The 13,138-nt window shown below is 70.5% G+C and carries 13 protein-coding genes and 1 riboswitch; of the genes, 3 read left to right on the forward strand and 10 right to left on the reverse strand.

All coding sequences use genetic code 11. The features are described from left to right. Window positions 1-9: 9 nt before the first annotated feature. The 3 genes from EKH77_RS08350 to EKH77_RS08360 form a co-directional block, all read right to left on the reverse strand. A complete protein-coding gene (locus tag EKH77_RS08350; protein ID WP_126913778.1) occupies window positions 10-1,086 on the reverse strand; it encodes a C40 family peptidase in 1,077 nt (358 codons plus the stop codon). A gap of 218 nt (window positions 1,087-1,304) precedes the next feature. Continuing rightward, window positions 1,305-2,678, reverse strand: coding sequence for an NYN domain-containing protein (locus EKH77_RS08355; RefSeq protein WP_397612733.1), 1,374 nt, complete (start codon window positions 2,676-2,678; stop codon window positions 1,305-1,307). 19 nt (window positions 2,679-2,697) lie between these two features. Beyond that, a complete protein-coding gene (locus EKH77_RS08360) occupies window positions 2,698-2,940 on the reverse strand; it encodes a hypothetical protein (RefSeq protein WP_126913779.1) in 243 nt (80 codons plus the stop codon). A gap of 146 nt (window positions 2,941-3,086) precedes the next feature. Between EKH77_RS08360 and EKH77_RS08365 the strand changes: the two genes are divergently transcribed. Together EKH77_RS08365 and EKH77_RS08370 are read left to right on the forward strand one after the other, a co-directional pair. Continuing rightward, the gene (locus tag EKH77_RS08365; RefSeq protein WP_126913780.1) at window positions 3,087-3,806 is read left to right on the forward strand and encodes a rhomboid family intramembrane serine protease; all 720 of its coding nucleotides are present in this window, start codon (window positions 3,087-3,089) and stop codon (window positions 3,804-3,806) included. Further along, a complete protein-coding gene (locus tag EKH77_RS08370; protein WP_126913781.1) occupies window positions 3,803-4,084 on the forward strand; it encodes an Lrp/AsnC ligand binding domain-containing protein in 282 nt (93 codons plus the stop codon). Before EKH77_RS08365 ends, EKH77_RS08370 begins: the two co-directional genes overlap by 4 nt. Before the next feature lie 58 nt (window positions 4,085-4,142). Here EKH77_RS08370 and EKH77_RS08375 read toward each other — a convergent pair whose 3' ends face one another. The 6 genes from EKH77_RS08375 to ctaE form a co-directional block, all read right to left on the reverse strand. Next, the gene (locus tag EKH77_RS08375; RefSeq protein WP_126913782.1) at window positions 4,143-5,501 is read right to left on the reverse strand and encodes an aminotransferase class V-fold PLP-dependent enzyme; all 1,359 of its coding nucleotides are present in this window, start codon (window positions 5,499-5,501) and stop codon (window positions 4,143-4,145) included. A gap of 120 nt (window positions 5,502-5,621) precedes the next feature. Next, window positions 5,622-5,736, reverse strand: a riboswitch (SAM riboswitch). Between the two features lie 77 nt (window positions 5,737-5,813). Next, on the reverse strand, window positions 5,814-6,875 hold the full coding sequence (gene trpD / locus EKH77_RS08380; RefSeq protein WP_126913783.1) for an anthranilate phosphoribosyltransferase: 1,062 nt from the start codon (window positions 6,873-6,875) through the stop codon (window positions 5,814-5,816). A 149-nt stretch (window positions 6,876-7,024) separates the two neighbouring features. After that, window positions 7,025-8,653, reverse strand: a complete 1,629-nt coding sequence (gene qcrB, locus EKH77_RS08385; RefSeq protein WP_126913784.1) for a cytochrome bc1 complex cytochrome b subunit — start codon at window positions 8,651-8,653, stop codon at window positions 7,025-7,027. After that, window positions 8,650-9,702 (reverse strand): cytochrome bc1 complex Rieske iron-sulfur subunit, encoded by a 1,053-nt coding sequence (gene qcrA, locus EKH77_RS08390; protein ID WP_126913785.1) that lies wholly within the window; start codon window positions 9,700-9,702, stop codon window positions 8,650-8,652. Before qcrA ends, qcrB begins: the two co-directional genes overlap by 4 nt. Further along, window positions 9,699-10,508 (reverse strand): cytochrome bc1 complex diheme cytochrome c subunit, encoded by an 810-nt coding sequence (gene qcrC, locus EKH77_RS08395; RefSeq protein ID WP_126913786.1) that lies wholly within the window; start codon window positions 10,506-10,508, stop codon window positions 9,699-9,701. The genes qcrA and qcrC overlap by 4 nt, the downstream gene beginning before the upstream one ends. Before the next feature lie 67 nt (window positions 10,509-10,575). Further along, window positions 10,576-11,196, reverse strand: a complete 621-nt coding sequence (gene ctaE / locus EKH77_RS08400; RefSeq protein ID WP_126913787.1) for an aa3-type cytochrome oxidase subunit III — start codon at window positions 11,194-11,196, stop codon at window positions 10,576-10,578. A gap of 216 nt (window positions 11,197-11,412) precedes the next feature. On the opposite strand from ctaE, the gene EKH77_RS08405 reads away from it, so the two are divergent. After that, on the forward strand, window positions 11,413-11,814 hold the full coding sequence (locus EKH77_RS08405) for a hypothetical protein (RefSeq protein ID WP_126913788.1): 402 nt from the start codon (window positions 11,413-11,415) through the stop codon (window positions 11,812-11,814). Between the two features lie 19 nt (window positions 11,815-11,833). On the opposite strand, the gene EKH77_RS08410 is transcribed toward EKH77_RS08405, so the two are convergent. Beyond that, window positions 11,834-13,084: a L,D-transpeptidase gene (locus tag EKH77_RS08410; RefSeq protein WP_126913789.1), complete on the reverse strand. Its 1,251-nt coding sequence runs from the start codon at window positions 13,082-13,084 to the stop codon at window positions 11,834-11,836. Window positions 13,085-13,138 lie beyond the last annotated feature (54 nt).

Here is a 13,138-nt window from a genome sequence, read left to right on the forward strand (position 1 = left end):
AACGTCGGATCAGCCGACGCGCACACCGAACTGGAAGGGCATGTTGCCCATCGCCTCGTAGCGCACGTAGGCGCCGGTGCGGGGCGCGTGGAAGACCTGGCCGTTGCCCGCGTAGAGGCCGACGTGGTGCTGGTCGCCGTAGAAGATGACCAGGTCGCCGGGCTTGAGCTGGCTCTGGTCGTAGATCCGGGTGCCGGCGTTGGCCTGGTCCTGGGAGATGCGCGGGAGGGAGACGCCGGCCTGGCCGTAGGCCCACTGGGTGAGGCCGGAGCAGTCCCAGGTGGACATACCGGTCGCGCCGTACTCGTAGGGCTTGCCCTCCTGGCTCTGCGCGTAGGCCAGGGCGGCGGCGGCGTGGCCGGAGCCCGCGGGGATGTTGGGGCGGGTCTCCGAGCGGTTGGCGCGGCCGCTGTCGCCCCCGCTCTTGCCGCTGTCGCCACCGGACTTGGCGCCACCGCTCTTCTGGTCCCCGCCGGTGATCTCCGCACGCTCCTTCTCGGAGAACTGGTTGAGCACCTTCTGGGCGTCGGCCAGCTTCCCCTGGACCTCGTCCTTGTGCTGCTCCACGGCCTTGCGGGTGGACTCCAGGTCCGCGAGCTTGGAGGAGGCCGCCGCGCGCTCCTGCTTGAGGACGCGCTGCTTGGCGGCCATCAGCCGGAGCGTGTCGGCCTGCTTGGCGCTCAGCTGGCTGAGCCGGGAGGCCCGGTCCAGGTAGGTGTCGGGGTCCGAGGTGAGGAGCAGCTGGAGCGTGGGGTCGATCGAGCCGGTGCGGTACTGCGAGGTGGCTATCAGGCCGAGGGCGCCGCGCATCCGGTTGAACTCGTCCTGGCCGCGCGCGACCTTGTCCTGGAGCTCACTGACCTGCTTCTCCAGCTTGTCGTGCTGCTCCTTGGCCCCGTTGTACTTCTCGGTGGCCTGCTCGGCCTCTTCGTAGAGCTTGTCGACCTGGTCCTTGGCCTCGGACTTCGACAGCTTGGTGTCGGCGTGCGCGGCCTGCGCGGACAGGGCGACGGCCATGGCCGCGGTCGCGGTCAGCACGGTGGCCCGAGTGCGGCTCGGCTTCTTGGGACGACGGTGGGACGCCACGGAGACGAGCTCCTTCTACTCTGGGCCGCCCGCCGCGCGAATTCCTGGGGCGCGGCGGGACCTTCACCGCACACCCCGAACGAGTGATTCCGCGAATGAAGGTTCGAGGCATGACCCTAGTGACCACCGTCGCCACCGTTCAAATTTTCTTGCGAAAAATCTTTGTCAGCGGTACATCCTTTACCAACCTGACACAGTCGGTAATGACCACTTGACGGTCAGGTGCGGGCAAGTCGCTTGAGCAGCAAGGCCGATGCCACCGGCCGCGCCCCCGCCTTGGCCACCCCGTCCGCCACCTCGCGGTCCGTGGAGACCACCACGACCGGCCGGCCCGGCGGCTCGGCCCGCACGAGCTGACGGATCAGCTCGTCCGCCGTCACACCCGGCTTGCTGAACAGCACCCGCACCCCGCGCGGCGGCGCCAGCAGCACCGGGGCGGCCAGCTCCGCGCCGTCGAAGACGCACGTGACCTCGGCGCCGCTCTGCGCGGCCAGCATCGCGAGCCCGCCCAGCAGCCGCAGCCGCTGCTTGTCCAGCGGCATCGTCGGATAGCCGGTCTTGGTGACGTTGTAGCCGTCGACGAGCAGATGCGTCTGAGGCAGCGCCAGCAACTGGTCCAGCAGCGCCGGATCCGTCTCCGACAGCGCCCGCGTCGCGATGTCCCGGGGCGTCATCGTGCCCGGCCGCACCGCGTCCACCGTGTCCGCCGGCGGCACCGAGACCGGCGGCAGCGCCAGCTCGCGGCGCAGCCCCTGCGCCGCGTCCAGCACGGTGTCCAGCAGCAGCCGCAGCCGGACGTCCTCCACGCTGCGACCCTCGCGCGTCGCCCGGCGGCTCGCCTCCAGGGCCGCCTCGGCCTCCGCGAGCCGGGCCTTGGCCCGGCGCGCCTCGCCCTGCGCCGCCGCCTTCTCGGCGGCGGCCTCGGCGCGCAACGCCTCCAGCTCGCCCTGGGCCTTGCGCAGCGCCGCCTCGCCGCGCCGCACATCGCTCTGCGCGCTGCGCAGCTTGCGGTGCAACGACTCGGCGTCCCGCCGGACGGCCTCCAGCTCGGCCCGGACCCGGTCGGCCTCGGCCTTCGCCTCCGCCCGCGCCGCCGCCAGCTCCTCGCGCAGCCGCGTCAGCTCGTGCCGGGCCTCCTCGTCGGCCCGCTCGGCGCTCGCCCGGGCCGCCTCCTCGCCCGCCGCCGTGACCAGCTTGACCCAGCCGGCCGGCCGCAGCACGAACGCCATGGCGGCCACGTCCTCCGGATCGGCGGCCGCCGGCGGCGAACCGGCCTCCAGGGCCTCCGCCAGCTCGGAACCGGTCTCCCGCAGCCGCGCGGAGATCCGCTGCCGGAAGGCCGAGTCGCTCTCCACGGCCGCGGCCATGGCGTTCCCCGCGAACTTGGCCCGGCGGGAGGGGGTGAACCGGGCATACTGCCGCAACTGGGCGGGCAGTTCCGCGACCGTCAGCCCGCCGAACGCCTCCGCGACGAGCCCGATGACCCGCCGCCGGATGCCTTCGGGCAGCGGACGGTCGAGCACCTCGCTGACGCCGTCGTCGGCCCCGCCGGCGTCACCGGCCGCCTCCACGCCGTCCGTGTGCTCCACCACCGCTTATCGCTCCCGTTCGTCAGGCATCGGCGCCCGGCCGGGCCACCAGCTCGATCTGGTCGACGGCGTTGCACCAGCGGCAACGCACGGACTCGATCGTCTCACTGACGATCTCGCGCTCCTCCACCGCGGGCTCCCCCGCCAGGTCGAGGTGCACGAACTCCACGGCTTTGGTCGTCCGCGTGACGTCGAAACGCGTGAGGTTGCCGCACAGGGTGCAGCGCCACCGGTTCCCGGCTGTCGGCTGGGGAACAACGCCCATCGTGTCGTCCGTCCTCGTCTGTGGTCCGCGGGGTGCTCCCCGTAACCCTACGGCCTGCCGGTTGCCGGGCGCGGGGCGTGCGGCCCGCACGGACGGCCCGGCGAGGCGCTCTGCACGGGTTGCGCCCGGTACGCCATGATCTGGCCATGATCGAAACGGCAGGGCGCCCGGGCCACCCGGACACCCCGTGGGTGACCTGGACGATCCTGGCCGTCTGCGGCGCGGTCTTCCTGATCGGCCCCGTCTCCGGCCTGAATCCGGTCTACGGCACCGGACCCGGACTGCCGGCCGCCCAGACCGACTACTTCGCGCACTGGGGGGTCGTGCCGCAGGAGCTCCTCCACGGCTCCCCCTGGGCTCTGCGCACCCCGCTCACCGCGCTCTTCGTGCACGGGAACTGGCTGCATCTGCTGGGGAACATGCTCTTCCTCTACGTCTTCGGCGCCATGACCGAGGCCCACCTGGGCCGTGCCGCGTTCCTCTGCTGCTACCTCCTCACCGGCTATCTCGCCCTCTTCGGCTACGCGGCCGTGCACGCCCACTCCGAACGCACGCTCGTGGGCGCGTCGGGAGCCATCTCCGGGGTGCTCGGCGCGTTCCTCTATCTCTTCCCCAGGGCGCGGGTCACCAGCCTCTTCCCGTTCCTGTTCTTCCTGCCGCTGCGCTTCCCCGCGTGGGCCGTACTGCTGTTCTGGTTCGCGCTCCAGTGGCTGGCGACGGGGACGGACGCGGGGCGCCCCGGGGTCGCCTATCTGGCCCACGTCGTGGGATTCGCACTCGGATTCGGCTACGCCTGGGGGCTTCGCACACCTGCGGCTAGAGTGAAGGGCGCAGCCAGGTCCACCGAAGGAGACAAACCGACGTGATCACTTCGATCGTGCTCATCAAGACCGACGTGGACCGGATTCCCGAGATCGCCGAGAACATCGCCGCCATCGAGGGCGTGAGCGAGGTCTACTCGGTCACCGGCGGGGCCGACCTGATCGCGATGGTCCGCGTGGCCCGGCACGACGACCTCGCGGACCTCATCCCGGGCCGCATCAGCAAGGTCCCGGGCGTGGCCTCGACGGAGACCCACATCGCGTTCCGCACGTACTCCCAGCACGACCTGGAAGCGGCCTTCGCGATCGGCCTCGACAACTAACCGGGCCCCGAAGGGGCGCGGGGCTGTGACACTATGCGGCTCCGCCGCGTGGGCGCGCTCAGCCCAAGCCGACCCGCGGCCGAACCGCAACGCACCGCCCACCCTCGGTGCGGTAGCTCCACCGAGCCCCCTCGGTGACGAGCTCCCGTACAGCCCGTACGAACCGCTCGACGTGCTCATCGGGCGTCCCCGCCCCAAAGCTCACCCGAATGGCATTCAGCGACCGCCCGTCGGACGGCCCGCACTCGCCGGGCGCCCCCCGATCGCCGTCCAGCAGGACGCGGACGAGCGGATGCGCGCAGAAAAGCCCATCCCGCACCCCGATCCCATACTCCGCTGAGAGCGCCGCCGCGAAGTGCGAGCTGTTCCAGCCGTCCACGACGAACGAGAGCACCCCCACACGCGGGGCGTCCGCGCCGAACAGCGACAGCACCCGCACCCCCGGGACGTCCGCCAACCCGGCCCGCACCCGCGCGATCAGCTCCCGTTCACGCTCGACCAGCCGGTCGAAGCCGGTCTCCTGGAGCGCCTTGCAGGCGGCGGCGATGGCGTAGGCCCCGATGACGTTGGGCGAACCGGCCTCGTGCCGGGCCACGGTGTCGTGCCACTCGACCTCGACGCCGCCCTCGGCGTCGCGGGCCACCCTGCGGCTGGCGCCGCCACCCGCCAGATACGGCTCGGCCTCCCGCAGCCAGTCGGCCCGCCCCGCGAGGACGCCGGCGCCGAACGGCGCGTACAGCTTGTGCCCGGAGAAGGCGACCCAGTCGACGTCCCACCCGGCGACGTCCACGGGGTGGTGCGGCGCCAACTGGGCGGCGTCCAGCACGATGCGCGCGCCGTGCGCGTGCGCGGCCGCCGCCAGCTCCCGTACCGGCCACAGCTCGCCGGTCACATTGGACGCGCCGGTCACGCAGACCAGCGCCGGGCCATACGGCTCCCGGTCGGCGAGCGCCCGCTCCAGCGTCTCGACGGCCTCCGCCGGTGAACGCGGGGCGTCGAGGTAGGTGACCTCGGCGTCCCGCCACGGCAGCAGGGCCGCGTGGTGCTCGGTCTCGAAGACGAACACCCGGCATCCGGCGGGCAGTACGGACGCCAGCAGGTTCAGCGAGTCCGTGGTGGAGCGGGTGAAGACCACCTGGTCGCCCTCGCGGCAGCCGAGGAAGCCGGCGACGGTGGCCCGGCATCCTTCGAACAGGTCGGTCGACAGCTGCGACAGGTACCCGGCGCCCCGGTGGACGCTGCCGTAGTAGGGCGCGTAGGCGGCGACGTCGTCCCACACCCGCCGCAACGCCGGTGCGCTGGCGGCGTAGTCGAGCGCGGCGTAGGTCACCTCGCCCCCGGTGACGAGCGGTACGCGGACGTCGTGACCGAGGACGGGCAGCGGCTCGACGGTAGTGACAACAGGGCATGCGGACATGGCGAATTCTCCCGGCAGGGGTGATGGATGAAGGCGTACCGGAGAAGGGGCCGGAACGGCCCTAGAGCATTCGCTGCAACACGGAAGGGTCTCCCTCGACAACCAGGATCCCTGGCGAGGGATCCGCGCTTGCCGCAGACGTCTGCCTGCGGCCTGGTCATCACCCGGGGCACCCCGCCACGGAAGGAGGGTTGCCGGACAGCAAGCCGGGGCCGAAACGCTGTCACTCGTGACCTGCGCAGCATCATGCCACAGGATCTTGAATGCGCAAGGGCGCGGTCCGCGATGCGGACCGCGCCCTTGAGGGGAGACTCAGCGGTTGCTGGCCTCCACCCACTTCTCCAGCACCCGCCGGGCCGCGCCCGAGTCGATGGACTCGGCCGCCCGCGCCATCCCGGCGCGGATCCGCTCCGTGAGGGGCTCGTCCGTCGGCGTCAGGGCGGCCAGCGCGGCGGCGGAGTTGAGCAGCACCGCGTCCCGGACCGGGCCGGTCTCCCCGGCGAGCAGCCGGCGGGCCACATCCGCGTTGTACGAGGCGTCGGCGCCCCGCAGCGCCTCGATGGGCACCAGGTCGACGCCGACGTCCCGGGGGTCGAAGGACTCCTCCCGCACCTGGCCGTCCCCCACGATCCACACCCGCGAGGTGGCCGTCGTGGTGAGCTCGTCGAGCCCGTCGTCGCCGCGGAAGACCAGCGCGGAGGAGCCGCGTTCGGCCAGCACCCCGGCCAGGATCGGCGCCATCCGGGCGTCCGCGACGCCGGTCGCCTGGGCCTTGACCCGCGCGGGGTTGGTCAGCGGGCCCAGGACGTTGAAGGTCGTGCGGATGCCCAGCTCACGGCGGGCGGGGGCCACATACCGCAGGGCGGGGTGGAACTTCACCGCGAAACAGAAGGTGATGCCGGCCTCCTCGGCCACCTCCACCACCCGGCGCGGGGTCAGCTCCAGATTGACCCCGAGCTTCTCCAGGACGTCCGAGGCGCCGCTCGCGGAGGACGCGGCGCGGTTGCCGTGCTTGACGACCTTCGCCCCGGCGCCCGCGACGACGATCGAGGACATGGTGGAGATGTTGACGGTCTTGGCGCCGTCGCCGCCGGTGCCCACGATGTCGACGCTCGGGCCGGGCACCTCGATGAGATTGGCGTGCCGGTACATCGCCCGGACCAGGCCGGAGATCTCGGCGACCGTCTCGCCCTTGGCCCGCAGGGCGACGGCGAAGCCCGCGATCTGGGCGTCGGTGGCCTCCCCGCGCATGATCCGGTCCATGGCCCAGGCCGTGTCGTCGGCGCCGAGGTCCACTCCGCCGAGCAGGGCGTCCAGGAGGCCCGGCCAGGTGTGGGCCACCGAGCGCTCGCCGCCTGTCGGGGTCACGTTCATGGTCCACACTCCTGGTGGTCGGTCCCTGGTGGGGGCCGCCCTGGGCCCCCGTTACGCGGTCCAGCCTATCCACGTCCGGGAACGGCGAAGAGCCCCGTCCAGTACTGGACGGGGCTCCTGCCGTGGCGATCAGCGATCAGCTGTGGGGATCAGTGGTGGCCGTGGCCGCTCGTGATCTCCTGGTACTCCTCCGCGGTGGCCTTGGGGATGTGGGTCCCCTCGCCGTAGAAGCCCTTCGAGAGCTTCACGCGGAGCTTCTGGCCGGCGCCGATCTTGCGCGCCACGCCGTTCTCGTCGACCTCCGGCTCCAGCTCGAGCGGCCTGGGCTGCTCGTGCGCCGTGAGGGTGTGCATCTGCTCCTGCGAGATCGGCTCGTGGATCTCCACGAACTCACCGTGCGGCAGGCGCTTGATGATGCCCGACTCGCGGCCGTGCAGCACCTTCTCCTTGTCGCGGCGCTGGAGACCCATGCAGATCCGGCGCGTGGCGATGAAGGCGAGGACCGGGCCGACGAAGAAGCCGATCCGGACGAACCAGGTGATGGCGTTGATCGACAGGTGGAAGTGGGTGGCCCACAGGTCGTTTCCACCACCGACCAGCAGCACCAGGTACCAGGTCAGCCAGGCGACACCGAACGCGGTGCGCGTCGGGGCGTTGCGCGGGCGGTCCAGCAGGTGGTGCTCACGCTTGTCGCCGGTGACCCAGGACTCGATGAACGGGTAGACGGCGATGGCGGCCAGCACCAGCGGGAAGATCATCAGCGGGATGAACACGCCCAGGACGAGCGTGTGGCCCCACAGGTTGATCTCCCAGCCCGGCATCACACGGATGAGGCCCTCGGAGAAGCCCATGTACCAGTCGGGCTGGGCGCCGGTGGACACCTGGTCCGGGCGGTACGGGCCCATGGCCCAGATCGGGTTGATCGACGCGAGGCCGGCGATGGCCGCGATCACACCGAAGACCAGGAAGAAGAAGCCTCCGGCCTTGGCCATGTAGACCGGCAGCAGCGGCATGCCGACCACGTTGTTGTTCGTCCGGCCGGGGCCGGGGAACTGGGTGTGCTTGTGGTAGAAGACCAGGATCAGGTGCGCCACCAGCAGGCCGAGCATGACGCCCGGCAGCAGCAGGACGTGGATCGAGAAGAACCGCGGCACGAAGTCCGAGCCGGGGAACTCGCCCCCGAACAGGAACATCGAGACGTAGGTGCCGACGATCGGGATGGAGAGGATCGCTCCCTCCATGAACCGGACACCGGTGCCCGAGAGCAGGTCGTCCGGCAGCGAGTAACCGGTGAAACCGGTGAACATGCCGAGGACCAGCAGCAGGAAGCCGAAGACCCAGTTGACCTCACGCGGCTTGCGGAACGCGCCGGTGAAGAAGACGCGCATCATGTGCACGAGCATGGCCGCGACGAAGATGAGCGCCGCCCAGTGGTGGATCTGCCGGATGAGCAGACCACCGCGGACGTCGAAGCTGATGTCCATGGTCGACTTGAACGCCTCGGACATCCGCATGCCCTGCATGGGGACGTACGAGCCGTGGTAGACGACCTCGTTCATGCTGGGGTGGAAGAACAGCGTCAGATACACACCCGTGAGGATGATGATCATGAAGCTGTAGAGGCAGACCTCACCCAGCATGAAGGACCAGTGGTCCGGGAAGATCTTCCGCATGTTGACCTTGGCCAGGCTGTAGATGCCCAGTCGGCCGTCGGCCCAGTCGGCGACCCGCTCGCCCGCGGGTGCCTTGCGGCGGTTGTCAGTGGTGGCAGTACTCATCCGCGCTCCCAGTACGCAGGACCGACGGGCTCGGAGAAGTCGCCCATGGCCTCAAGGTAGCCCTTGTCATTGACCTTGATCCGCAGCTGCGGAAGGGCGTGGCCGGCCGGGCCGAAGATCACTCGACCGCCGTCGGAGAGGTCGAAGGTCGACTGGTGGCACGGGCACAGCACGTGGTGCGTCTGCTGCTCGTAGAGGCTGATCGGGCAGCCGACGTGGGTGCAGATCTTGGAGTACGCGACGATGCCGTCGGCGGACCAGTCCAGGGACTTCTTGTCCTTGATGTTCTCCGGGCGGAGCCGGACGATCATCAGGGCGGCCTTGGCGATCTGCTTCTGGAAGTCGTGGTCCTCCTCCGACATGCCCTCGGGCATGGCGAAGGTGAGGGAGCCGACCTGGACGTCCTCCGGGCGCAGCGGCTGCAGCGTGTTCTGGTTGATGAGCATCTTGCCCTCGGACCAGGCGGTCTTGCGCAGCTTGGTGCCGGGCAGCGGACCGAGGTCGCGGAGCAGCATCACACCGGAGAGCGGCACCAGGGCCAGCGCGCCGAACATGGTGTTGCGCAGCAGCTTGCGGCGGCCGAAGGTCGACTCCTCGGCGCCCGCCTTGAAGTCGGCCAGCACCTTGGCCTTGACCTCCGGGGAGGCCTCGATCGGGTGCCGCTCGTCGGCGTGCTCGACGTCGGACATCAGGGTGCGGGCCCAGTGGACCGCGCCCGCGCCGATGCAGAACAGCGCCACGCCGAGGGTCAGGCCCAGCGCGAAGTTCAGGGCGCTGATGTGACCGATCGGGAAGACGTAGATGCTCTTGTCGACCGGGAGGGACACATAGGCGGCGATGAAGCCGACCGTGGCCAGCATGGACAGCAGGAACAGGAACGCGACCACGCGCTCGGAGCGCTGGGCGGCCCGCTCGTCGATGTCCTGCTTGCGGTGCTCGTGCGGCGGCAGCCCCGGGTCGGCGAACGGGTCGTCGGCGGTGGCTACGGCACCGTGCGCGTCGCCCTGCGCGGCGGGCAGGGTCTCTTCAGGAATGTCTTGGCTACTCATGACTTCTTGGCCTTAGCGGTGTGGGCCGCGACCCAGATGGCGACGGCGATCAGGGCGCCGAGACCGAAGATCCACGCGAACAGACCCTCGCTGACCGGGCCGAGCCCGCCCAGCTCGAGACCGCCCGGGCTCTTGGTCTTGTCGCTGTTGACCGTGTCGAGGTACGCGATGATGTCCTTCTTGTTCTTCTCCGACATGGTGGTGTCGGGGAAGGAAGGCATGTTCTGCGGGCCCGTCTGCATGGCCTCGTAGATGTGCTTCGGGTTGACGCCCTCGAGCGACGGGGCGTACTTGCCGTTGGAGAGCGCGCCGCCCTTGCCGGTGAAGTTGTGGCACTGGGCGCAGTTCGTGCGGAAGAGCTCGCCGCCCTTCGCGATGTCGGCGCCCTCCGGGCTGTACTGGCTCTTGGTCGGCTGGGCCGGGCCCGCGCCGAGGGAGGCGATGTACGCGGCCAGCTGGTCGATCTCGGCCTGGGAGTAGATCGCCTTCTTGCGGGGCGCCTGGGCGCCCTGCTGCTGGAGCGGCATACGGCCGGTGGCGACCTGGAAGTCGACGGCGGCGGCGCCCACGCCGACCAGGCTCGGCCCGTCGGTGGTGCCCTGACCGCCGGTGCCGTGGCAGCTTGCGCAGCCCACGGAGTAGAGCTTCTTGCCCTCCTCGATGGCGAGGGACTGGGCGCTGTCATCGGCCTTGGCCGTGTCGGCCGGCGCGAACGCGGCGTACAGCCCCCCAGTTACCGCCAGCGCGAAGAGTAGGACGACGACCGCCGCCAGCGGATGGCGTCGTCGTGCGGAGAGCTTTTTCACGGATTACCCCGGTGTCAGGATCTTCTGCGTCGATCTGGACTGTTGGTCCGGTGCGGGACAGGACCGATTACTTGATCAAGTAGATCGTGGCGAAGAGGCCGATCCACACCACGTCGACGAAGTGCCAGTAGTAGGACACGACGATGGCCGCCGTCGCCTGGTGGTGGGTGAACCTCTTGGCCGCGTACGTCCTGCCCAGGACCAGCAGGAAGGCGATGAGACCGCCCGTCACGTGCAGGCCGTGGAAGCCGGTCGTCAGGTAGAAGACCGAGCCGTACGGGTCCGAGGAGAGGGAGAGGCCCTCTTCCTTGACCAGGGCGGTGTACTCGTAGACCTGGCCGCCGATGAAGATGGCACCCATCACGAAGGTGATCACGAACCACATGCGCAGCTTCTTCACGTCACCGCGCTCGGCGGCGAAGACGCCGAGCTGGCAGGTGAGGGAGGAGAGCACCAGGATCGTGGTGTTGGTGGCCGAGAACGGAAGGTTCAGCGCGGACGCCATTTCCTTCCAGTGGTCGGGGCCGGTCACCGATCGCAGGGTGAAGTACATCGCGAAGAGGGCCGCGAAGAACATCAGCTCGGAACTCAGCCAGATGATGGTTCCGACGCTGGTGAGGTTCGGTCGATTGACCGACGGGTGCGCGTGCCCGGTATCTGTTGCTGTTGCTGTCGCCACGACCGACATTATGTCGGTCGCTTATCTCGCGCTCACCCCGGGGGGTGCCGTTCGGTGTGTCAAGACCGTATGGCCAGCTCGTATGGCCCATTGGGCCGGTCCCCCAAAGGGAGGAAGCGGCACTTCGGGCGCCTCGCGGGAGCCGTCGACCCCTCCTGCTCGGCGGTCTTCGCGGAGTAGCATCCGCGCACAACAGCCCTGCCTGCCCACGAGCATGGAGGAACGATGCGGACGACCGCCACGGTGCTGGTCTACAGCGACGACGCGAGCAAGCGGGAGCAGGTGCGGCTGGCCGCGGGGCGGCGGCCGGCCGCCGACGTGCCGGAGGTGCGCTATCTGGAGTGCGCGACCCTGCCCGCGGTCCTGCGGACCCTGAAGGAGCACCGGGTGGACGTGTGCGTCCTGGACGGCGAGACGGCGCCCGCGGGCGGCATGGGGGTGTGCAGGCAGCTGAAGGACGAGGTGTTCCGCTGCCCGCCGGTGCTGCTGCTCATCGGCCGTCCGCAGGACGCCTGGCTGGCCACCTGGAGCAGGGCCGACGCGGCTGTCACCCATCCGGTGGATCCGGTGGCCCTGGCGGGGGCGCTGGCGGGGCTGCTGAGGCAGCGGCAGTCGGTGGACGCCTGACGGGCGCGGGCGCGCGGGGCTAGATGCGGGGGCGCAGCCGGGCCGTGTCGGCCGGGCCGGTGCCCTCGCGTTTCCCGGCGGTCAGGGCGCTGCCCTCGCGCCACTGCTTCCAGGGCATGTTCCAGTCGCCGAAGCCGTTGTCGAAGGGCGTCATGGTGGCCCCGGCGCTGCCCACGACCTTGACGATGTCGCCGACGCGCACGTTGTCGAAGAACCACTTGGCGTTGGCGGTGCTCATGCCCGTGCAGCCGTGGCTGACGTTGTCCGCCCCCTGCGAGCCCTCGGACCAGGGGGCGGCGTGGACGTATTCGCCGCTCCACGTGACCCGGGTGGCCCAGTAGACGGGCAGGTCGTAGGCGTCCGAACTGCCCTCGGAGATGCCGATGCTGGTGCCGCGCATCCGTACGAAGGCTTCCTGGCCCAGGACGACCTTGACCCCGTTGCGGGTGGCGTAGCCGGGCTTGCCGGTGGTCACGGGGATGGAGCGGAGCTCCTGGCCGTTCTTGAGGACCGTCATGTAGTGGGCGCTGGCGTCGGTGACGGCCTCCACCCGGTCGCCGGTGGTGAGCCGTACGCCCTTGACGGGGCCGCCGTAGAGGCCGCTGCCGACCTTGATGCCCTCCAGGGTGGCGCGCACGTCGATGGTGGCGTGGGCGGGCCAGTACTCCTGCGGGCGGTAGTGGAGGGTCTTGTTGTCCACCCAGTACCAGGAGCCCTGGACGGCGGGTTCGGACTCCACCTTGAGGGTGCGTTCGACGACGGCGCGGGCGGCCGGGTCCTGGACGGGCTCGCTGAGCTCGGCGGTGATGGGCTGCCCGACGCCGTAGGTGCCGTTCTGCGGGCCGAACGCGACCCGGAGCACCCTGTTGGCCCGGCTGGTCTCGAAATCCATCGTCCGGCGGCCCTGGGCCCCGTCCTCGTCCTCCGTGCTGACGCGCACGGTGTAGCGCACCCCGGCGGACAGGGCGCCGGTGCTGCGCCAGCGGGAGCCGTCGGCGTCCAGGTCGCCCTTGACGCGCCGGCCGGAGGCGTCCGTGACGGTCACGTCCGTGATGCGGTCGCCGCCCTCGGCGGTCACCTCGACGGGCCTGCCGGGATCCGCCTTCTGGCCGTCCCCGGCGCCGCCGGCCAGGCCGACGTCCGTGGCGTCGTAGGGCTCGTCGGCCAGCGGGTTCGACGAGCCGCCGCACGCGGTGACCACCACCAGGGCCACGGAGGACAGCAGCAGGGTCCAGAAGGGCACCGTGCCGTGTCGGGGTGACTGACTCATGGTCACACCGTAGGAAGGATCGACGCGCGCGGCTTCCGGTGCGAGTGCACACGG

This window comes from Streptomyces luteoverticillatus (genome assembly GCF_003970715.1).
GTDB classification, from domain to species: Bacteria; Actinomycetota; Actinomycetes; order Streptomycetales; family Streptomycetaceae; genus Streptomyces; species Streptomyces abikoensis.